The following is a 21,100-nucleotide window of genomic DNA, read 5'->3' as shown; positions in this document are numbered from 1 at the left end:
AAATGCAGACAGCATTCCATGAGGCCGAAGTGCGTCAGCCCTCATAGCGCTTTCGCAACTCACGCTTCAGCAATTTTCCGCTGGGATTCTTTGGCAAGGCGTCGGTAAAGATTACGCGTTTCGGCACCTTGAACGTCGCCATATTTGCCTTGCAGAAGCCGATCACGTCTTCCTCGGTCGCGGACTGCCCCTGCCGCAACACGACCACGGCGGTCACTGCTTCCACCCAGTAGGGGTCGGACAAGCCGATGACGGCGACCTCGGATACCGCAGGCAGGCGGAAAATCATTTCCTCCACCTCGCGGCTGGCGACGTTTTCGCCGCCCGTCTTGATCATGTCCTTCTTCCGGTCCACCACAGTGATGTAGCCCTCTTCGTCCCGCACGGCAAGGTCGCCGCTGTGGAACCAGCCGCCGGCGAACGCCGCCGCGGTTTTCTCCGGATCGTTGTAATAGCCTTCCAGCAGTTGCGGCGAGCGATGCACGATTTCGCCGATTTCACCGGGCGCCACGTCGTTCATGTTTTCATCGACCACGCGCGTCTCGACGTTCAGCACCGGTCTCCCTGCGGATCCCGCCTTGCGCATCTGGTCTTCCGGATACAGGACGGTGGCGAGCGGCGCGATTTCGGTCTGGCCATAGAAATTCCACAAGCGCACCCGGGGCATGCGCACCTGCATCTCCTTGAGGACTTCGACCGGCATGATGGATGCGCCGTAGTAGCCCTTTTCCAGGGACTCCAGGTTGGTGGTATCGAACTGCGGCGCGCGCAGCAGGGCGATCCAGACAGAGGGCGGTGCGAAGAAGGAATTGACCTGGTAGCGTTCAATCAACGGCAGGATCACATCCGGCCGCGGTTGTCCCGTAATGATGCTGGTTGTGCCAAGATACACGGCTGGCCCAAGGAAGACATCCAGCTGGGCGCAGTGGTACAAGGGCAAGGCATGGAGCATGACGTCGCCGGCGGCAATGCTGCCCTCCACCACGCAGCTCACGTACTCGCACAGTACCGCTTCGTGCGACAGCATCGCGCCCTTGGGCAAGGACTCGGTACCGCTTGTATAGATGATCTGCAGCAGGGCACGCGCATCGACGGCAGGCAGTTCGGTGGCTACCGGCTCGTTGCGCAGCAGATCGTCGAACGTGTCCATGTGCGGCGGCGGACTCCCCTCTTCCTCGCCGGGCAGCCAGATCCTGTCAGTGACCGTCGTCCCCTTCTCCGCGGCGGCTGCAGCCAGCGACTCGAATCCCGCACCGACCAGCAGCGTCCTGGCGCCCGAACTCTTGAGGATGAACGCCACTTCGTCCGCATTCAGCATGAAGTTGATCGGCACGATGACAGCCCCCATCCTTGCGAGGGCAAATCGCGCCGCAGCAAACGCATGCGAGTTGCGCGCCAGGATTGCGACCCGATCGCCGGTTGCCACGCCGCGGGCGATGAACGCGTGCGCAAGCCTTGTGCACACGGTATCGAATTCCGCATATGTCCAGGACACGTTGCCGCAAACGATCGCTGTCTTGCGCGGCATGCGCTGTGCGGTCCGACGGAGAACATCGCCTAGGCTATGGCAGCGAAGCGCCTGAAAAGTGTCGTTCATCCTGTGTCTCCTTTCTGGTTTGCCGTTCCAATCCGGCTCGAGAGCAGGCCGATGATGACCAGTGCGGCGCCGACCACCTCCGCCCAGTTGAACCGGTAGCCTTGCATGATCCCGATGATAAAGGCCGTGATGGGAACGAAATTGATGAAAAGCACGCCGCCGGCGCCGACCCGCCGGATACCGATGTTCCAGCACAGGGTGCCCAGCAGCGCGGCACCGAAGGTGACGAACAGGATCTGCCAGGCGACCGATTGCAATTGGCCGGACGTTGGCACCGCCGCCACACCAAGCTGTGTTGCCACGAGTGTGGCGGCGACCACGAAGAGTGCCCCGGCACCCGCGGTCAGCGCGGTGAAGCGCAAAGCCGACCAGGAAGGAAACGCGGCGGCGCAGAGCGTATAAGTAACCCAGCACAGGGCCGCGCCCAGCACAAGCAGATCTCCGATCGCCGACCCCGTTCCCGCAAGGCTGGATGGGTCACCGCGCGTGACGACCAGTGCGACGCCGGTGAAGGCGAGGCCGATCGCGAACAGGGTTGCCCTGCCCGGACGCTGCTTGCGGATCACCCATCCGAGCAAGGCTGCGACCAACGGCTGCGTTGCGACAATGACCGCGGCGTGTTCAGCCTGCGTGTGGTGCAGTCCGATGAACATCATCAGCACCCCGCCGCCGATGCCGATCACCCCCAGCAATGCAACCAGCAGCGGGCGGCCGTCGCAACGCAGCGCCGCCGCGCCCTCGGTATGCAACAGCACGCCCAGCAACACCGCGGCGGCGAAACCGTAGCGGATCGCTGTCAGGAAATAGGCATCGACAACAAGCATCGCGGCCTTCCCGACCGGAAAACTGCATCCCCATGTGACTGCGGCAAGCACCAGGCAGCCGATCCCGGCAAGCGGCGCATCTCGCGCTGCCGCATCGCTCACGCGGTCGCCTTCTGGTCGGACAGCAACTGATCCCGCAGCTCACGCTTGAGCAGCTTACCGTTCGCATTTCTGGGCAGCGCTTCCCTGCGCAAGGTGACGCTCTCCGGAACCTTGTAGTCGGCCAGGCGTTCAGCGCAAAACGTGATCAGTTCCTCCTGATCCAGCCGCATACCCTCCTTCAGCGTCACGAACACATGCACGCGCTCGCCCAGCACCGGGCACGGCTTGCCGACCACGGCCGCTTCCAGGATCGCGGGATGCTGGCACAGCGTGTTCTCCACTTCCACACTGTAGATCTTGTAACCGCCGCGGTTGAGCATGTCCTTGCGGCGGTCGAACACATAGAGGTAGCCGTCGCTGTCCATGCTCCCGATATCGCCGCTATGCCAGTAGCCGCCGGTGAAGTTCTCCGCGGTCGCCGCGGGGTTATCCCAGTAACCCTTGACCACCATCGGTCCCCCGATCCAGATTTCGCCGGTTTCGCCGCGCGGCACTTCGCGGCCGTCTTCGCCCATGATGAGGATATGCCCGCACTGCACCGTCCTTCCCACGCTGTCGCGGTGGCCATCCGTCTGGCCGGGCGGCATCAGGGTCGAGGGCGAGGTTGTTTCGGTTGCTCCGTAGGCATTCATGAGGACCAGGCCGGGCAGCTGGCCGGCAAGCGCATCGATGGTCGCCGTTGGCATAGGCGCCCCGCCATAGGCGCCTACGCGCCAGGCGGACAAGTCGCGCTGGCCGAAACCTTCCTGCAGGAGGCACAGGTTGTACATGGCAGGCACCATCACCGTGAACGTCATGCGTTCACGTTCGGCGAAGGCAAGGAAGTCGGCGGCCTTGAAGGCCGGTGTCACCAGCAACGTGCCGGCAACGCGCACCATCACCATCAGGAGGCCGACGAGGCCGGTCACGTGCGACAGCGGCACGACTGCCGCCCCGCGGTCGGCAGCGGTCAGGGCCATCGTGCTTTCGTAATGCAGGGTGGAATGGACGATGTTGAAGTGCGTGAGCATCGCGCCCTTTGGCCGGCCAGTGGTGCCTGAGGTGTACAGGATCACCGCGACGTCCTCTTCCTCGACCTTGGCAGGCTGTCCGAGCGCGGGGCCGGCAAGCAGCGCCGCGAACGGCGTGGCGACGCCGTCATCCCCCACGCAGATGCGCACGCGCGGGTCTTTCGCAGGCAAGCGATCGGCAAGCTCGGCGTCGTGGACGATGGCGGAAGCACCGCAGTGTTCCAGGATGTAGGCGATGCCGGGCGCCTGCTCGCGTATGCTGAGGGGCACCACGATCGCGCCGAGGGCCGCCCCGGCAAGGGTGACCACCATGAACTCGATGTCATTGCCTAACAGCAGGGCAATGCGATCCCCTTTGCCGATGCCGCGCTGCGCGAATCCGCCTGCTGCTGCCATGGCCTCGGCGTGCAGCGCGCGCCAGCTTAACCGCCGGTCGCCGCACACCACCGCTTCGCCGTCGGGGTTGCGCGCGACGGCGTCGGCAAACATCGCATAGACGCTGCCCGGACGCTCCGCGCAGCACTGCACGAGGCGGTCCCCGAAATGCGATTCCATGCGCGTGGCCGGTTGCCTGATCTCCCAGATGCTCATTCTCCCTCCGATGTCATCGTCCCTGGTAACGCGCCGGACGCTTGTCGAAAAAGGCGGCGACCCCCTCCGCGAAATCCTCTGTCGCGGCGCAGGCGGCAAAGCCTGCTGCCTCCGCATCCAGCTGTTCCTGCAGGCTGCGGTCCAGCGAGTCGCGGATCAGGCGTTTCAGCCTGCCCAGCGCAAGCGGCGGGCCATCCGCGAGCCTGCGTGCCAGTTTTGCGGTTTCCTCCTCCAGCGAAGCGGCCGGCACGACGCGGTTGACCAGGCCGATGCGAAGGGCTTCCGCCGCGTCGAAGGTCTCGCCAAGCAAGGCAATCTCCATGGCCTTGCGCATGCCGACCAGGCGCGGCAATGCCCACGAGGTCGAGCAATCGGAACTTGCGCCAATGTTGACGTAGGCAAGATTGAAACGCGTACCCTCGGCCGCAATCGCCAGGTCGGCGGCGAGTGCAACACCAAGTCCGCCGCCGGCCACGGCCCCTTGCAGGCTGGCCAGAACCGGCGCATTCATCCCCGCCAGCAGCGCAATCCCGCCATGCATCGCCTTGATCAGCGCTTGCGCCGTATCGACCGGGTTTGCCTTCATCGCGGCAAGGTCGCCGCCGGCTATGAAAGCGCGTCCTTCTCCACTGAGCACCACCACCCTCACCTCCTTGTCCTCGGAGGCGGCCTGGCAGGCTTCAAGGAATCCGTTCGCGGTCGGGACGTCGATCGCATTCAGGACGGCGGGACGGTTGAAACGGATGTGGGCGATGCCGCCTTCGCGCCAATAGCGCAGCGGCGCATCGGTATCGTGGATGCTCATGCGTTCTCCTCGGGCACAAGGTAGTACGGCAGCGTGGACCCGCGGTTTGCCTTGGCCTTGCCCAGTTCATTGCGGGCAAGCACGCGCAGGTGGACTTCGTCCGGGCCGTCGAAGAAGCGCATTGCCCGCCCCCAGGTCCACAGGTAGGACAGGGGCGTATCCGGCGTGAGGCCCATCGCGCCGAAGACCTGGATCGCGCGGTCCAGCACCCGCGTCTGCAATTGGGCGGCGACGAGCTTGATGGCGGAGACGTCGATGCGCGCCGCCTGGCTGCCCTGCCTGTCCATCAGCCATGCCGCGCGCAGCACCAGCAGGCGGGCCTGGTCGATTTCGACGCGGGAATAACCGATCCAGTCCTGCACGTTCGAGAATTCGCTCAGGTACTTGCCGAAGGTGCGCCGCTCCAAGGCGCGTTCACACATCAGTTCCAGCGCCAGCTCGCACTGGCCAATGGTGCGCATGCAGTGGTGCACGCGCCCCGGGCCGAGGCGTGCCTGGGCCAGCGCAAAGCCCTTGCCTTCCTGTCCCAGCAGGTTCGACACTGGCACGCGCACGTCGCGGAACACCAGCTCGCAATGTCCTTCGGGCGAGGTGTGATGCATGATGGGTACATTGCGCACCACGCGCAGGCCGGGCGTGTCCATGGGCACGATGACCATCGAGTGGCGGCTATGCGGGTCGGCGTCGTCGCGTTCGTCGGATACGCCAAGGACGATGGCGAACGCGCATTCCGGGTGCGCGGCATTGGTGATGAACCATTTGCGGCCATTGATCGCGTACTGGTCGCCCTCGCGCCGGATCGTCGTGCGGATATTGGTGGCATCCGATGACGCCACGTCCGGTTCGGTCATCGCGAAGCAGGAGCGGATGTCGCCGTTCAGGATCGGTTTGAGCCAGCGCTCTTCCTGCTCCGGCGTGGCGAACATGTGCAGCAGCTCCATGTTGCCGGTGTCCGGTGCGTTGCAATTGAAGATTTCCGATGCCCAGGGGATGCGGCCCATGATTTCGGCCATGGGCGCGTAATCGAGGTTGCTCATGCGCGTCCCCGGCTCGTCCTCCTTGAGGCCGGGAAGGAACAGGTTCCACAGTCCGGCTTCCTTGGCCAGTTTCTTGAGCGGTTCGATCACCTGCAGCGGATAGGTTCCGCTATCGGCGAGGTGATGCCATTCGCGATTGGCCGGCAGTACGTGGCGCTGCATGAACTTCTTCAGCGTGTCCTGCATGGCCTGCGCGTCAGGCGAGAATTCAAAATCCATGTTGTTGTCCTTGGAGATGGGGAGTGAATGAAATCGTTGGTCAGTGACGAGCCTGGATGTTGGCTCCGCGTTCGATCACGTACTCGCGTTCGAACAGCGTGCGTGAATGATTCAGGTCGGATTGTGAAATGACTACGGACAGCTGCTGTCCCTTGAGCGCGAAGATGACCTCCGACAGGCGTTGCGACAGCGCCGGGGCGACGCCTTCAAAGGGTTCGTCCAGCAGCAGCATGCGCGTACCGACAGCGAGCGCGCGGCCGAGCGCGACCAGCTTTTGCTGGCCGCCAGACAGCAGGAGTGCCTTGCGATCCCGCATGTCGGCGACTTCCGGCATCAGGCCGTAGACGAAATCCAGCCGCTCCTTCGCCTTCAGGGTCTTCGATACCCATACCGGAAGCAGGATGTTTTCTTCGACGGTCAGTTGCGGCACCAGGCCGCGGTCTTCCGGCATATAGCCGATACCGGCGGCCGCACGCTGATGGCGTGCGCGCGCAGCGAGATCCGCCCCGTCGAAATGCAGTTCGCCGCCGGCGGGCTTCAGGTGGCCCATCACCGTGCGCATGAAGGTGGTCTTCCCGGCGCCGTTGCGGCCGATCAGGCCCACCATCTGGCCGGGCATGACGCTGATCGAGAAACCACGCAGCGCCGCCATCGACTGGATGCTCACTTCCAGCCGGTTAGCCGTCAGCAATGCCTGTGTACTCATGCGTGGCCTCCCGTGACGTAGCGTTTCACTTCCGGATTCTGCAATACCGCATCCGGCGTCGCATCCGCGATGATACGCCCGCTGTAGAACGCAATCACGCGCTCCGAAAACCGGGCAACGATGTCCATGTCGTGCTCGACGAACACGACGGTCACCGCTTCGTGCGACAGCCCAGCCATGATGCGTTCCATGGCAACAAACTTTTCCTCGGCGCTTACGCCGGAGGTCGGTTCGTCCAGCAGGAGCAGCTTGGGATGACGCGCCATCGCCATCGCAATGTCGAGCAGCTTGCGGACGCCGCCGGGCATTTCCGTCACCCGGCGATCGGCAAAGGCGGCCAGTCCGAAGCGTTCCAGCAATTGTTCGGCGCGCAGCTTGCGGTCCGGCTCATCGGCCGGCTTCCAGACTGACAAGCCGGCCGGGTGGGCGGCGGCAACGGCGACCAGCAGGTTTTCCATCGCGGTGAGTTCGAGGCACAGTTGCGGGATCTGGAACGAGCGGCAGATACCGAGCCGCGCCACATGTCGCGGCGCCATGGCCGTGATATCCGATCCTTCCAGTGAAATGCTGCCGGTATCCGGGCGCAGGTAGCCGGTGACCATGTTGACGAAGGTCGTCTTGCCCGCGCCGTTGCTGCCGATCAGGCTCAACTTCTGGCCGGACGGCACGTCGATGGAAATGTTGTCGGCGGCAACGACTGCGCCGAAGCGCTTGTTAAGGTTTTTTGCCGATAGCAGGCTCGTCATGTTGCGGTGCCCTCCTTGCAGGAAACGGTGCGCTCGCCATCCGGGTCCGGGAGTGGCGGCTTGGCCTTGCGGCCCGACCATAACGACCCGATGCCGCCCGGCCGGAACAGGACGACCAGCAGCAGGAACACGCCCAGCGCGAGTTGCCAGGTGTTGGGGAAATACAGGTTGGAGAAGGAGCGCACGACTTCGAGCAACAGCGACGCCACGAACACGGCGGCCACGCTCTGGTAACCGGCAAGGATGGCGGCAAAGACGAATTCGCCCGAGGTCGTCCAGTAGGCAAACTGCGGATCGACGTGTCCGAGGGCGAGGCCCGTCAAAGCGCCGCCGAGGCCGCCGAGCGCCCCTGCAATGGTGAAGTTCAGCGCCAGCAAGGCACGCGGCGACGCACCGAGGTATTCGACACGCAGGTCGTTTCCTCGCACGGCGAGCGACGCGAGCCCTGACGAAGAGCGGAAATAGACGGCGACCGCGGCGCCGGCCAGTGCGGAAAACATGACCGTGAGGCCATAGAGGATGTAATCGGCCCAGACCGTTTCCAGTTGCATCCCGAGCACGGTGGGGCGCGGCAGGTTGAAACCGTCGGTCCCGCCCAACGCCGACCACTTGCTGAGGATGCCGTAGGCCACCATCGACAGCGCCAGCGTGAGCATGGCGAAAAAGATGCCGCGGTAACGGGCCAGCAGCGGGGCGACGAGGCCGGCAATCAGGCCGGCGCTCAAGGTCCCGAGCAGCGCCCGCAGGACGGCGTCCGTGATCCCGAGCTGGACCGAGGCCATGGCAGCACCGTAGGCGCCGATCGCAAAGAACAGCCCCTGCCCGAACGTTGCGCCCCCGCCGCGCGTCAGCACGACGACGCCGAGGATCGCCAAACCATGGGAGGCGGCCATGGTCGCCAGGAACAGCAGCCATTTCGGCGCTGCCAGGCCGGCCAGCAAGAGGATGACGATGGCGGCCAGCGCCAGTTGGAGTGCTTTTGTCGGCGTCATGTCAGATCACCCTCGCCTTGACGCTCTGGAACAGTCCTTCCGGACGGAACACGAGCACCGCCGCCATGACCAGGTAAATGCTGAACAGCTCGATCTCCGGCATCACATGCACCGCGACGGCCCGGGCCAGTCCGACGACGAGGGCGCCGATCGCCGCGCCTTCGATGCTGCCCAGCCCGCCAATGATGACCACGGCAAAGCTGACGATGATGACACTTACGCTCACGCCCGGCTGGACGGAAATCATCGGGGCGGTGAAGGCGCCACCGAGCGCCGCCAGGAACACCCCGATGGTGAACGCGACACTGTAGACGACGTTGATGTTGACGCCCATGCTGGCGCTCATTTCCGGATTGTGGATGACCGCGAGGACGACCTTGCCGGCCACCGTGCGGTTCAGTCCCAGCCACACCACCAGCCCGCACACGGCGGCCAGTCCGACCAGTGCGAGGTCGTAACCGACGAAGGTCAGGTGGCCGATCTCGATGTTGCCCAGCAGGCTGTACGGTTCGGACACGTAGTACGGGTTGACGCCCCAGATCAGCTTGGTCGCATCTTCCAGGATGAGGAACAGGGCGTACGTGACCAGCAGCAGGAGCACCTCGTCCCGCCCGTAGAAGCGCGCCAGCAAGGTCCGTTCGAGCAAGGGCCCCACGACGGCGGCCACGACCGCGGCCGCTAGCAGCATCGCCACCAGCGAGGACGCCGGCGACCAGCCCCATGACGAGAACAGGGCAACACCGCTGGCGGCAGCGTATGCGCCCAGCGCGTAGATGCTGCCGTGCGCCATGTTGAGGATCTTGAGCACCCCGAACACCAGGGTCAGTCCGAGGGAAACGATGAATAGCCACGACGCGTAGGTCAAGGCGTCGATGCCGATGGTCAGAACGAGATCCAAGGAAACCTCCCTGTCATGAAGTGACGGGCAAGGACGGGTGCGCCGGTGAACGCGGCCGCCCTGCCCTTGCCTGTATGGTGTGGCAGCTTAGTCGCAGCGCGCGCCGGGGAAGCCGGCCTTGATCCACTCAAGGCTCTTCATGTTGGACGGCGGGTTCACGCATTCCGCCTTGAAATGCTGGACATCCTCGGCCACGACCATCTTCTTGCCGGCGTCAAACTTCGTGCGTCCGATCGCGATCGGCTGGATCGCCTGCTGGCCGCCTGCGAGCGCCATCTGGATTTTGCCGCCCGGCGAATCCCATTCCAGGCCACGCAGCGCCTCGGCCAGCTCGTCCGCATTCGGCTTCTTTCCGCCGTTCTTCGCCATCGCCTTCTCGACGGCCAGTTTCACGCCGAGCAACGCCTGCGCCATCCGATAGCTGGCCTGGACGACCGCCGCCTGGCCGTGCGCGTCCTGGTAGGTCTTCCAGAACCAGTCATTCAACGGGCTTTTCGCCGCAAGGATGCCGTACGCGCCGCGCGCGCCAAGGATGGTGCCGTCGGGCATCTTGTCGCCGAGGGATGGCAGCACATGGTCGCCGGCGCTCAACACCAGCTGGCTGCGCTTGAAGAGGCCGCGCGGGGCGGCCTGCAGCACGAAGGCGGCCAGGTCGCCGCCCCACAGGCTCGAATACACGATGTCGGCCGGTTGGCGCGCGAGCGCCGAGACTTCGGTGCCGTACTGGCCCGCGCCGAACTTCGGCAGCAGGTCGCCAGCCGGCTTGGCGTTCGGATACAGCTGCTGCATCGCAGCCACGAAGTCGGCCCGCGAATCATGTCCCCAGGCGTAGTCCTGGTTGATCAGGTTCATCGAATCGATCTTCACATTGCGCGACTTGAGGTAACGTGCGAGTGCCACGTTGTCCATCGCGCCGTGCGACGCGGTACGGAACACATATTTGTAGTTCGCCTCTTCAAAGATGCGCGGCGAACCGCAGTCGAAGAGCACCAGGAATTTCTTCATCTCCTCGGCCGCTGGCGCGACGGCGAGGCAATCGCCGGAACCGACGTAACCGACGACTGCATCCACGTTCTCGCGCTGGTAGAGGTTGCGCAGTTCCTGCACCTGCTTGGTCGCGCCGCCCGCTTCATCGACCAGCACGGTTTCCACCGTCATGCCTCCGAAGCCTTTCTTGTCGTAGGGCTTGGGCGCTGCGCCCTTGTTGAAGGCGTCGACCATAACCTTGGCCGCATTGGCGGCCGGTACGCCGAAGCTCTCCGCCGCCGGGCCGGAAAGAAAGGTGACGACGCCGAGTTTGAAGCTTTCCTGCGCCTGCGCCGGATTGGCCAGGCCGCTCCAGATGCCCGCCGCCGCGAGGCAGATCGCCGTTTGCCGGCCAAACTGTTTCCTGCTGAACTGATTCCTCATCGTGTTCCCCTCCTGTTGTTATGTCCGGGGTAGCCCGGGCGGTTGGACAATCGAGTACCGGGACGTCAGCGCCCGGTAAAGCGCGGCGGCCGTTTCTCCGCAAATGCCGCCGATGCTTCCGCGAAGTCATCAGTCAGCAAGGCCAGCACCTGCGCGCGGTTTTCCAGTTCGATCGCCGCGTCCAGGCTGGGCGCTTCCAGGTTCGCCCACATCAGCCGCTTGGTCTGCCGGACCGAATACGGACTGTTCCGCAGGATGTCGCCGGCCATGGACCGGGCACGCTCGATCAGCGATGCGTCATCCGCCACTGCGGACACCAGGCCGATGCGCGCGGCCTCCTCCGCGTCGACCGGTCGGCCGGTGAGCATGAGTTCGAATGCGCGCGAGGCGCCGACCAGGCGTGGCAGGTGGTAGCTGATGCCGCATTCGCCGGCGGTCAGGCCGATGCGGATCGCGCCGATATGGAAAGACGCCGAGCGGGCTGCGAGACGGATGTCGGCCGCCAGCGCCAGCCCGAGGCCGGCACCGACCGCCACGCCATTGACGGCAGCGATCACGACCTTGCCCATTTCGCGCAGGCGCCGGATCATCCCTGCAAAGCGCTCCTGGCCACCGTAGAGGCCGGAGACGCCCGACTCGCCGCCGTCCTCTCCCTGGAGTTTGGACTTCAGGTCCCAGCCGGCGCAGAAGCCGCGCCCCTCGCCGGTCAGGATCACGACGCGCAGGCTGTCATCCCGGGCAATCTCGTCCAGGGTGGCGGTCAGGGCCGAGACGGCTTCCTGGCTGAGCGCATTCAGGCGATCGGGGCGGTTCAGGCGGACGATGGCGAGGCCGTCGGCAAGGCGCTCGACGACATTCAGGGGGGATGCCGGCACGATGTCTCCTTGGTGTACCGGCCTGGTAATCGGCCGGATTGGTTTTGGGTGAGCCTATCCCGCGTCCCGGTTGCCGGCATCGTCGAAATAGACGATTTGCTCACGCGGCCGGGTGCCCGGCCTGAAATCGTCGCTTCGGACGACGAATCGCGGCACCTGCTCGATGAAAATGTCCACAGTCCCTGCCGCCGGCGCGCAATTGCCGCGCATCAATACTGCGAAGAACAACCAGAGGAGATCTGAATGAAAACCCGAGTGACAGAAATGCTGGGCATCCGCTACCCGATCATCCAGGGAGGCATGCAATGGGTCGGCCGGGCCGAACTGGCGTCGGCGGTATCCAATGCCGGCGGCCTGGGCATCCTGACCGCCCTTACCCAGGAATCGCCGGAAGCGCTGGCCCGCGAGATCCGGCGTTGCCGCGAGATGACCGACAAGCCGTTCGGGGTGAACCTCACCATCCTGCCCTCCGTCAAGCCGCCGCCGTATGCGGAGTACGTCGAGACCATCATCGAGTCAGGCATCAAGGTCGTGGAAACGGCTGGCAACAGTCCAAAGGATTTCATTGCGCGCTTTAAGGAAAACGGGATCCGCATCGTGCACAAATGCACCTCCGTACGGCACGCCCTGTCCGCCGAACGAAACGGCGTGGACATCATCAGTATCGACGGCTTCGAGTGTGCCGGCCATCCGGGCGAAGACGACGTCGGCGGGCTGGTGCTGATCCCGATTGCCGCACGCAAGCTGAAGATCCCGGTCATCGCCTCGGGCGGCATCGGCGACGGCTGGGGACTGGCCGGGGCACTGGCGCTCGGTGCCGAGGGCGTCAACATGGGCACGCGCTTCTGCGCAGTGAAGGAAGCGCCGCTGCACGACAACATCAAGCAGGCACTGGTCCGCGCGTCCGAACGCGATACCAACCTGATTTTCCGCACCCTGCATAACACGGGGCGGGTGCTCAAGACCTCGATATCGGACGAAGTCGTGTCGATGGAGCGGCGTCCCGGCGGCTGTACCTTCGAGGAAATCCGGCCGCTGGTGTCCGGCCAGCGCGGCCGGGCGGCCCTCGAAACCGGCGACATGGACGCCGGACTGGTGTGGGCCGGCGAGGTGGTCGGCCTGATCGACGATATCCCGACCTGCGCCGAACTGATCGAACGCATGGTGTCCGAATGCCGGACGCGGCTGCAGGCCGCATCGGCCTTCATGTAAGGGAAAGGAGTTTCCATGCGCCCGACCGTAGACTTCCTGCTATTCGACTGGTTGCGGGTGGAAGCACTGACCCGGCGAGACCGCTTCGCCGAGCATGGACGCGAGACCTTCGTCTCGGTCCTGGACATGTGCGAGCGCGTCGCGCGCGAGGAATTTGCGCCACACAACCGGATTTCCGATGTCGAGGAACCGTATCTCGAGGATGGCCGCGTGGTGCTGCCCGCGGCCGCCCTTTCCACCTCGCGCGCCTACCTTGCGACGGGGATGATGACCGCGACCCAGGACGCGGATGCCGGCGGGATGCAATTGCCTTTCGTGGTCGACCGCGCTGCCAATGCCTTCTTCTCGATGGCGGCCAATGCCCTCTTCGGCTACCCGATGATTGCCGCCGCCAACGCCAGCCTGCTGATGGCGCACGGCACTCCGCGCCAGAAGGAAGCCTTCGCCGGCGCGATCTACGGCGGCCGTGCATTCGGCACGATGTGCCTTTCCGAGCCCCAGGCGGGCTCCAGCCTGTCGGACATTGCCACCCGCGCGCTGCCAGACGGCGACGGTTACAAGGACGACCCGCTCGGCCCGCGCTACCGCCTGCGCGGGACAAAGATGTGGATCTCCGCGGGCGAGCATGAACTGACGGACAACATCATCCACCTCGTCCTGGCCAAGGCGCCGGACGAAGATGGCAAGGTGCAGCCGGGCGTGCGCGGCATTTCGCTGTTCATCGTGCCGCGCTTCATGGTGGATGAACGTGGGGAAAAGACCGGGGCGCGCAACGATGTCGCGCTGGTCGGCCTGAACCACAAGCTTGGAAACCGGGGAACGGTCAATACCCTGCTCAATTTCGGCGAGGGACGCTTTCCCGTTCCCGGGGGCGATGGTGCCGTCGGTTATCTCGTCGGCAAGGTCGGCCAGGGCCTCGTCCTGATGTTCCACATGATGAACGAGATGCGGATCGAGGTTGGACTCGGGGCGACGATGCTGGGCATGGCCGGTTACCTGGCCTCGCTGGAGTACGCACGCCAGCGGCCGCAGGGACGTCCGGTCGGCCCCGCCGGCAAGGATCCGTCGCAGCCCCAGGCACGCATCGTCGAGCACGCCGATGTCCGTCGCATGTTGCTGGCACAGAAAGCCTATTGCGAAGGGGCACTTGCGCTCGAGCTCTATTGCGCGCGCCTGGTCGATGACCAGAAAACCGCCGGGCCGGAGGAAGCGGCGCAGGCCGGCCTCCTGCTGGAGATCCTCACTCCCATTGCCAAGAGCTGGCCGAGCGAATGGTGCCTGGAAGCCAACAGCCTCGCGATCCAGATCCACGGCGGCTACGGTTACACCCGCGACTTTTCGGTGGAACAGTACTGGCGCGACAACCGCCTCAACATGATCCATGAAGGCACCCATGGCATCCAGGCATTGGACCTGCTGCACCGGAAAGTGCGAATGCAGGAAGGCCGTGCGATGGCACTGCTGGCGGCGCGGGTCCGGGACACGATAACCCGCGCCTGGGGCGTCGAAGGCCTGCGGGACCACGCAAGCGCATTGGACGGCGCGCTTGCGGAATTGCTGGAGGCAACGACCTCCGCCTGGGAAGACGCCTCGCCCTCGCAGGCACTCGCCAATGCCACGCCGTACATGCAGGGCTTCGGTCATGTGGTGCTCGCGTGGCTATGGCTCGACGTCGCACTGGCCGCCTGCGACATTGCCGACGACATGCTGCGGGAAGGAAAGCTGGCCGCGGCGCGTTACTTCTTCCATTACGAGCTGCCGAAGATCCATGCCTGGCTGGCCGTTGCGGCCCGCCGGGACCTGACCTGCCATGACCTCGACGAGCGGTGCCTGTAACCGCCACAACAAAGGAGACCCGAATGCAAGCAAGGACCGTACAGCAGTTGTTCAACCTCCATGGCCGTACCGCGCTCGTCACCGGCGGCTCGCGCGGCCTCGGGCTGCAGATTGCGCATGCGCTTGGCGAAGCCGGGGCGCGCGTGATGATCAGTGCGCGGAAAGCTGACGAACTCGAGCGCGCCGCCGCTGAACTCAAGGCATCCGGAATCGACGTCCTCACCGCCGTCGCCGACGTCAGCCGCGAAGCGGATGTGATGGCGCTTGCCGATGCGGCGCTGGGTAGCCTCGGCCATGTCGATATCCTCGTTAACAATGCCGGCGCGACGTGGGGCGCACTGGCGGAAGAACATCCGATCGACGCCTGGGACAAGGTCATGAACCTGAATGTGCGTGGACTGTTCCTGTTGACCCGTGAAATCGGCAAGCGCAGCATGATCCCGCGCAAAAGCGGAAAGATCGTCAATATCGCTTCGGTCGCGGCACTGGGCGGCAACGTCAAGTTGATGCAGGCCATCGGCTATCACACCAGCAAGGGCGCGGTGCTGACGTTCACCCGGGCGCTGGCGGCGGAATGGGGGCGCTACGGGATCAATGTCAATGCGATCGGGCCAGGCGTTTTCCCGAGCAAGATGGCGAACGGCATGATCGACCATCTGGGTGCCGACAACATCAAGGAAAACATCCCGCTTAACCGGCTGGGCGACGACGAGGACCTGAAAGGTCCGCTGCTCCTGCTCGCCAGCGACGCCGGCAAGCATATGTCTGGCGTGTTCATCCCGGTTGATGGCGGTGCGTCTGCGGTGATTGCCGGCTAGGCAGTGCAGGTTGCGGCGGTCGAGTGACCGCCGCAACAGCAGGATCAATTCACGCTGCGCGTCCTGCCTTCCCAGTAGGGACGCCGCAGTACGTTCTTCAGCAGCTTGCCGCTCGGATTGCGGGGCAAGGTTTCCAGGATGTCGATGGAGCGCGGACACTTGTAGTGCGCGAGCTGCTCGCGGCAGAAATCGATGACGTCTTTCTCGTCCACCTTGCTGCCCTGCCGGGGCACGATGCAGGCCTTGACCGCTTCGCCCCATTTGTCGTCCGGCACGGCGATCACCGCGCAGTCGAGAATCGCAGGGTGCTTCATCAGCGCGTTTTCAACCTCGACCGGATAGATGTTTTCGCCGCCGGAAATGATCATGTCCTTGATGCGGTCTTCGATGAACAGATAGCCGTCGCGCAGCGAGCCGGCATCGCCCGTCCGGAACCAGCCGGTTTCGCCGTCCTTCCCTTCCGGAAAGGCTTCGCGCGTCGCCTTTTCATTGCGCCAGTAGCCGATCATGTTCTGCGGCGAATGGATCCAGATTTCGCCGATCTGCCCTTCCGGCAGGTCCTTGCCGGTGCCGATGTCGACGACACGCAGCCGCGTGCCGTCACACGGTTTCCCGGCGGCGCGCAACAGGTGGGCACGCGGGCCGTTGGGTTCGTGGTCTTCCGGCGGCAGTGCGACCACTGTGCCGGTGGTTTCGGTCAGCCCGTAGTTCTGCACGAACTTGCAGCGGAAGACGCGCAGCGCGTCGGTCAGTACCTTCTCACTGATCGGGGCCGCGCCGTAGCCGATGACGCGCAGCGCGGAAAAATCGGTGTCTTCCACCCCTGGTACCTGCAGCAGGATGTGGATCATCGCGGGCACCAGGAAGCAATGGGTGACGTGATGTTCGGCGAATGCGGCGACGACTTGCGGCGGATTGAAATCCGGATAGGTCACCGTCGCCCCGCCTGCATACAGGGCAACGAAGGACATGCCAAGCCCGCCGATATGGAAGGTGGGCGCCACGTTCAGCGTTACGGTTGGGCGTTCCGCATATCCGTAGCCCTTGCCGATCGTCTCGCATACACCGATCAGGTTGCGGTGCGAAATCTCCACGCCTTTCGGCAGCCCGGTCGTACCGGACGAATAGAGCTGCAGGGCCGGGTCGTGCATGCTGGCCTCGTACTCGGGCGCAGCGTCGGAAAACGGTGCACACCATTCGGAAAGCGATTCGCGCCCGCCGGAAGGCAGGGTCGAGACCGTTTTGAGAACGCCTGGCGTCTTGATCGCTTCGACGGTGCCCGAGAATTCGGCATCGGTCATCAGGAAGCGCGCCTCACCGTGGTTCATGATGTATTCGACCTCCGGCGGCGCGAGGCGCCAGTTCACTGGCATGCATACGGCGCCGATCTTTTGCGCCGCAATCACCAGGAGCGTGCACTCCGCCATCTGCTTCGTCAGGCAGGCAACACGGTCGCCCTTGCCTATTCCAAGGCTGGAGAGTGCGTTGGCGATCCTGTTAGCCTCGCGTTCGACGTCCGGGAAGCGGAGCGTGCGCAACGGTGTACGGAACGCGATCTGGTCCGGCATCTCTTGGGCAAGCGCGGCGATCGCGGCATGAAAGCTTGAATGGCGCATGTTGTCTCCGTTGTTTTCTTTCTATGTAATCTTCAGGAACTCACCCGGCGATCACTGCACGTCCCGCGACCTTGACCTCGCCGTCTTCATTGCACGCCTGCACCTGAACCACGATCTTCCCATCCTGCCGGTCCACCACTTCGCCGGAGCACGTGATGCGTTCGCCGACACGGGTCATGCTGGTGAAGCGGGTATCGAAGCTGCGGATGGATTCCGGCGGCGCCCAGCCCGTCAGAAGGCGTCCGAGCCAGGCCGTCACCAGCATTCCGTGCGCAAACACGTCGTCCTGTCCGGCAGCCCGTGCCGCGTCGAGATCGATGTGGTTGGGATTGTGGTCGCCCGACGCGCCGGCATAGAGTGCCAGCGTGGCGCGGGACAGCGGCGGCATGGTCAGCGTCGGTAACCGGTCGCCGATGGCGGCCGAGCCAAGACGGTCAATTTTAAGGCTGCTGTTACGCATGACGCTGGATGATGACGGCACGGAGGTCGGCAACAGGCTCGCCGTTTCCATCCGCTACCCGCGTGCTCCTGACGACGAATTCCAGCGCGCCGTCCTTCTTGTCGTAGATATCCTCAATGCGCGACGTGAAATGGAGGATGTCACCGGAATGGCAAGGCTTGTGATACACGAAGGACTGCTCCCCGTGCAAGATCAGGGGCAGCGACAGGCCGATCTCCGGATACCAGTCGTACGGGTCGGGGCGGTCCATGTCAAGGCAGAACAGGAAGGTCGGCGGCACGGGAAGCCGCTCGCCCTCTGTCCAGTACGGATCCGTCTCGCCGATCGCCTTGGCGAAAAAGCGCAGCCGGCCGCGTTCGACCTCCGCCTGGTGGCGGGACACGATGCGGCCGATATGCTGCCTGTCGATCATGTCCGCACCGGTCAGGCCGTCGGCAGGCGGTAGTCGCGGAACTGCTCCCGGAGCTTGGTCTTGAGCAGCTTCCCGGTGGCGGTGTGCGGCAACTGCTCGACGAACACAACGTCGTCGGGCACCCACCATTTCGCGACGCGTTCGCCCAGGTATTGCAGCAACTCGTCGCGCGTGACTTCCTTGCCGGGGCGCTTGACGGCGAGCAGCAGCGGGCGTTCCTGCCACTTCGGGTGTGCCGCCGCAATGATCGCGGCCTCCTGCACGGCCGGGTGTCCGATCGCGGTATTTTCCAGGTCGATGGAAGAGATCCACTCGCCGCCGGACTTGATCACGTCCTTTGCGCGATCCACCAGCTGCACATACCCGTCGGGGTCGATGGTCGCAATGTCTCCGGTCGGGAACCAGCCGTCCTTGTCCAGCACCTTGCCACCCTCATCCTTGAAGTAGCCTCCGGCAATCCACGGGCCTCGCACATGCAGGTGGCCGTAAGCGACCCCATCATGCGGGAGCTCCGCGCCGTCGTCGCCGACAATCTTGAGGCCGACGCCCCACACGGCGCGACCGGCCTTCATCTTGACCCTGGTGCGCTCCTCCTTCGGAAGCTCACCATGCTTGGGCAGCAGGCGGCCGATCACGCCAATCGGGCTCGTCTCCGTCATGCCCCAGCCCTGCACGTAATCGGCGCCGAACTCATTCTCGAAGCGTTCGATCATGCTGCGCGGCGTGGCCGCGCCGCCCACGCCGATGGTCTTCAGGCCGAGCTTCTTCATGTCGATTTCGGGATGCTGGTCGAGATACTGGAACAGCATCAGCCAGACCGTCGGGACGGCCTGCGAGAAGGTCACGCCTTCGTCGCGCATCAGTTCGTACAGGCTCTGGCCGTCGAGATGCGGTCCCGGCATCACGACCTTGGCGCCGACCATCGCCGTCGCATAGGGCATGCCCCAGGCATTGGCATGGAACATCGGCACGGCAAGCAAAATGCACATCGACGAGCACACGCCAAACGTGTCCGGGGCGCATTCCATCAGGGAATGCAGGACGGTGGAACGATGCGAATAGAGCACGCCCTTGGGATTGCCGGTCGTGCCGGAGGTGTAGCACAGGGACGAGGCGGAGCGCTCATCGAATTCCGGCCAGGTGTATTCCTCGCTCTGTTCGGCAAGCAGGTCTTCGTAGCAAAGCAGATTCGGCACGTCCAGCACCGGCATGTGCGCGCGATCGGTCATCGCGATGAAATGCGTGACGCTCTTCAGTTTCGACGCCAGCTTTTCGACGAGTGGGGCGAACGTGGTGTCGAAGAACAGCACCTTGTCTTCCGCATGGTTGATGATGTATTCGATCTGCTCGGGGAACAGCCGCGGATTGACCGTGTGCAGCACGGCGCCAGATCCGGACACGCCGAAATACAGTTCCAGGTGGCGGTGCGTATTCCATGCCAGCGTTCCGACCCGGTCGGACAAGGCAATGCCGAGCGTCCCGAGCGCGTTGGCGACGCGCTTTGCGCGGCAATGGACTTCCGCATAGTTGGTGCGATGAATCGTACCCTCCACCGTGCGCGCAACGATCTCCCGCTCTGGATGGTATGCGGCCGCGTGCTCGATCAGCGATGAAATCAACAGCGGCCGGTCCTGCATCAGTCCTAGCATGGCGTCTTCCTTTTCTCTCTCTGTGTCGGTTCCGGTCCATGCCGCCCTGCGGCGGCTGGCCCTGTCATTGTGCAGCGTGCTTGAGCTTCACCGGTTCGCCGACCGGTTCCAGCTCCTTGCCGTTGAAACGTACCATCTGCATGGTGTTGATCGGGAAATAGTCCGTCGGCGAATTGCTTGCCGCAATGCCGGGCATGAGCATCTTGAACTGTGCATCCTTGAGGGTTGTCGCCTGTTTCAGGATGTTTTCCCGTGTCAGATTATCGCCCGCCTTCTTGAGCACATGCTCAAGCGCCTGTCCGCTCACATACCCGTACACGATCAGGCTGTTGTTGATGTCTTCGTCGGGCATGTACTTCTTCAGGAATTCCCGGTACTCCTTCGTATCCGGATCATTGTCCCAACGGCTCTGGCCGGCGTCCTTGAAGAATCGCATGGACATGACCCCGACCGACTTGTCCAGGCCGGCAGGTTCGAACGTCGTCTTTACGTATGCCGATACATAGGTCACGTATTGCTGGTCCGGGCGCCAGCCAAGGTCATGGATCTTGCGAATTGCCTGCGCGGCGGCGCGCGCCAGGCTGAAGTTCACGAAGACGTTGGCGCCGGTCGACTTGAGCTGCACGATCTGCGAGTCGACGCTCGGGTCGGACGTCTCGTAGGACGCCTCGCCCACGATCATCTTCGCCGCCTTGTCGCCCAGGCCGTTCTTCAAGCCCTTGAGCAGATCCTTGCCGAAGTCGTCGTTCTGGTAGAGCACGGCGATTTTTGCGTCGGGCTTGGTCTTCAGGATGTTCTGCGCAAAGAAGCGCCCTTCCGCCTCGTAGCTCGGATTGAAAGGTACCGTCCATGGGAAATTCTTCGGGTCGTTGAACTTCTCGGTGCCGACGGAAATCATCAGGTGCGGCACTTTCTTCGCGTTCAGGTACTTCTGGATCGCCAGGTTCGGTCCCGTGCCGACATTGCCCGACAGCGCCAAGACCTCATCCTGCTCCACCAGGCGACGCGTGACCTCGATCGTTTTCGGCGGGGAATACTGGTCGTCATAGGTGATGAAATTGACCTTGCGCCCGTTGATGCCGCCGCGGTCGTTGACCATCTTCATGTAGGCGCTGATGGCCTTGCCGATTGCGCCGTAGGCGGAAACCGGACCGCTGTAGGGGGACGCATTGCCGATGCGGATTTCCGTGTCGGACGCGCCGGTGTCGTACTTCTTCTGGGCATGTGCGGAAGTGGCGAGCGACAGGCACAGGGCGGCTAAGGCCAGTGGCTTCAAGGTACGCAT

20 protein-coding genes are annotated in these 21,100 nt (G+C 64.0%); 3 read left to right on the top strand and 17 right to left on the bottom strand.

Annotated features, from left to right (window positions below):
- Nucleotides 1–34: 34 nt before the first annotated feature.
- The 12 genes from ACNOHI_RS05445 to ACNOHI_RS05390 all read right to left on the bottom strand — a co-directional run bounded on the left by ACNOHI_RS05445 (nt 35) and on the right by ACNOHI_RS05390 (nt 12,022).
- The gene (locus ACNOHI_RS05445) at nt 35–1,597 is read right to left on the bottom strand and encodes an acyl-CoA synthetase (RefSeq protein WP_420473633.1); all 1,563 of its coding nucleotides are present in this window, start codon (nt 1,595–1,597) and stop codon (nt 35–37) included.
- Nucleotides 1,594–2,523 (bottom strand): DMT family transporter, encoded by a 930-nt coding sequence (locus ACNOHI_RS05440; protein ID WP_420473632.1) that lies wholly within the window; start codon nt 2,521–2,523, stop codon nt 1,594–1,596. Before ACNOHI_RS05440 ends, ACNOHI_RS05445 begins: the two co-directional genes overlap by 4 nt.
- The gene (locus ACNOHI_RS05435; RefSeq protein ID WP_420473631.1) at nt 2,520–4,124 is read right to left on the bottom strand and encodes a class I adenylate-forming enzyme family protein; all 1,605 of its coding nucleotides are present in this window, start codon (nt 4,122–4,124) and stop codon (nt 2,520–2,522) included. The genes ACNOHI_RS05440 and ACNOHI_RS05435 overlap by 4 nt, the downstream gene beginning before the upstream one ends.
- A 13-nt stretch (nt 4,125–4,137) precedes the next feature.
- Nucleotides 4,138–4,929, bottom strand: coding sequence for an enoyl-CoA hydratase/isomerase family protein (locus tag ACNOHI_RS05430; RefSeq protein WP_420473630.1), 792 nt, complete (start codon nt 4,927–4,929; stop codon nt 4,138–4,140).
- Nucleotides 4,926–6,185, bottom strand: a complete 1,260-nt coding sequence (locus ACNOHI_RS05425; RefSeq protein WP_420473629.1) for an acyl-CoA dehydrogenase family protein — start codon at nt 6,183–6,185, stop codon at nt 4,926–4,928. Before ACNOHI_RS05425 ends, ACNOHI_RS05430 begins: the two co-directional genes overlap by 4 nt.
- A 40-nt stretch (nt 6,186–6,225) precedes the next feature.
- Nucleotides 6,226–6,891, bottom strand: a complete 666-nt coding sequence (locus ACNOHI_RS05420) for an ABC transporter ATP-binding protein (RefSeq protein ID WP_420473628.1) — start codon at nt 6,889–6,891, stop codon at nt 6,226–6,228.
- Nucleotides 6,888–7,637, bottom strand: coding sequence for an ABC transporter ATP-binding protein (locus tag ACNOHI_RS05415; RefSeq protein ID WP_420473627.1), 750 nt, complete (start codon nt 7,635–7,637; stop codon nt 6,888–6,890). Before ACNOHI_RS05415 ends, ACNOHI_RS05420 begins: the two co-directional genes overlap by 4 nt.
- On the bottom strand, nt 7,634–8,629 hold the full coding sequence (locus ACNOHI_RS05410; protein WP_420473626.1) for a branched-chain amino acid ABC transporter permease: 996 nt from the start codon (nt 8,627–8,629) through the stop codon (nt 7,634–7,636). Before ACNOHI_RS05410 ends, ACNOHI_RS05415 begins: the two co-directional genes overlap by 4 nt.
- 1 nt (nt 8,630) lies before the next feature.
- On the bottom strand, nt 8,631–9,527 hold the full coding sequence (locus ACNOHI_RS05405; protein WP_420473625.1) for a branched-chain amino acid ABC transporter permease: 897 nt from the start codon (nt 9,525–9,527) through the stop codon (nt 8,631–8,633).
- A gap of 87 nt (nt 9,528–9,614) precedes the next feature.
- The gene (locus ACNOHI_RS05400; RefSeq protein WP_420473624.1) at nt 9,615–10,937 is read right to left on the bottom strand and encodes an ABC transporter substrate-binding protein; all 1,323 of its coding nucleotides are present in this window, start codon (nt 10,935–10,937) and stop codon (nt 9,615–9,617) included.
- A 65-nt stretch (nt 10,938–11,002) separates the two neighbouring features.
- Entirely contained in the window at nt 11,003–11,812 is an 810-nt protein-coding gene (locus ACNOHI_RS05395) for an enoyl-CoA hydratase/isomerase family protein (protein ID WP_420473623.1), read from the bottom strand.
- A gap of 54 nt (nt 11,813–11,866) precedes the next feature.
- The gene (locus tag ACNOHI_RS05390; RefSeq protein WP_420473622.1) at nt 11,867–12,022 is read right to left on the bottom strand and encodes a hypothetical protein; all 156 of its coding nucleotides are present in this window, start codon (nt 12,020–12,022) and stop codon (nt 11,867–11,869) included.
- Nucleotides 12,023–12,055: 33 nt separating this feature from the next.
- On the opposite strand from ACNOHI_RS05390, the gene ACNOHI_RS05385 reads away from it, so the two are divergent.
- From ACNOHI_RS05385 to ACNOHI_RS05375, 3 genes are read left to right on the top strand one after another with little or no spacing between them, the layout of a single operon-like run.
- Nucleotides 12,056–13,024, top strand: coding sequence for an NAD(P)H-dependent flavin oxidoreductase (locus ACNOHI_RS05385; RefSeq protein ID WP_420473621.1), 969 nt, complete (start codon nt 12,056–12,058; stop codon nt 13,022–13,024).
- Nucleotides 13,025–13,039: 15 nt separating this feature from the next.
- A complete protein-coding gene (locus ACNOHI_RS05380) occupies nt 13,040–14,860 on the top strand; it encodes an acyl-CoA dehydrogenase (protein WP_420473620.1) in 1,821 nt (606 codons plus the stop codon).
- 23 nt (nt 14,861–14,883) lie between these two features.
- Nucleotides 14,884–15,678 carry an SDR family oxidoreductase gene (locus tag ACNOHI_RS05375; protein ID WP_420473619.1) on the top strand — a complete coding sequence of 265 codons (795 nt, stop codon included), beginning with the start codon at nt 14,884–14,886 and terminating at the stop codon, nt 15,676–15,678.
- A 44-nt stretch (nt 15,679–15,722) separates the two neighbouring features.
- Here the strand turns inward: ACNOHI_RS05375 and ACNOHI_RS05370 are convergent, their stop codons facing one another.
- The 5 genes from ACNOHI_RS05370 to ACNOHI_RS05350 all read right to left on the bottom strand — a co-directional run bounded on the left by ACNOHI_RS05370 (nt 15,723) and on the right by ACNOHI_RS05350 (nt 21,100).
- The gene (locus tag ACNOHI_RS05370; RefSeq protein WP_420473618.1) at nt 15,723–17,294 is read right to left on the bottom strand and encodes a long-chain-fatty-acid--CoA ligase; all 1,572 of its coding nucleotides are present in this window, start codon (nt 17,292–17,294) and stop codon (nt 15,723–15,725) included.
- 40 nt (nt 17,295–17,334) lie between these two features.
- A complete protein-coding gene (locus ACNOHI_RS05365) occupies nt 17,335–17,754 on the bottom strand; it encodes a MaoC/PaaZ C-terminal domain-containing protein (RefSeq protein WP_420473617.1) in 420 nt (139 codons plus the stop codon).
- The gene (locus tag ACNOHI_RS05360) at nt 17,747–18,166 is read right to left on the bottom strand and encodes a MaoC family dehydratase N-terminal domain-containing protein (RefSeq protein WP_420473616.1); all 420 of its coding nucleotides are present in this window, start codon (nt 18,164–18,166) and stop codon (nt 17,747–17,749) included. Before ACNOHI_RS05360 ends, ACNOHI_RS05365 begins: the two co-directional genes overlap by 8 nt.
- Nucleotides 18,167–18,177: 11 nt before the next feature.
- Nucleotides 18,178–19,815 carry a 3-(methylthio)propionyl-CoA ligase gene (locus ACNOHI_RS05355; protein WP_420473615.1) on the bottom strand — a complete coding sequence of 546 codons (1,638 nt, stop codon included), beginning with the start codon at nt 19,813–19,815 and terminating at the stop codon, nt 18,178–18,180.
- A gap of 64 nt (nt 19,816–19,879) precedes the next feature.
- A complete protein-coding gene (locus tag ACNOHI_RS05350) occupies nt 19,880–21,100 on the bottom strand; it encodes an ABC transporter substrate-binding protein (RefSeq protein ID WP_420473614.1) in 1,221 nt (406 codons plus the stop codon).

Source organism: Noviherbaspirillum sp. ST9, from assembly GCF_048799745.1.
Classification (GTDB): Bacteria; Pseudomonadota; Gammaproteobacteria; order Burkholderiales; family Burkholderiaceae_D; genus Noviherbaspirillum.
The sequence above is the reverse complement of the archived record's forward strand: the minus strand, read 5'-3'. Positions and strand labels throughout refer to the sequence as shown.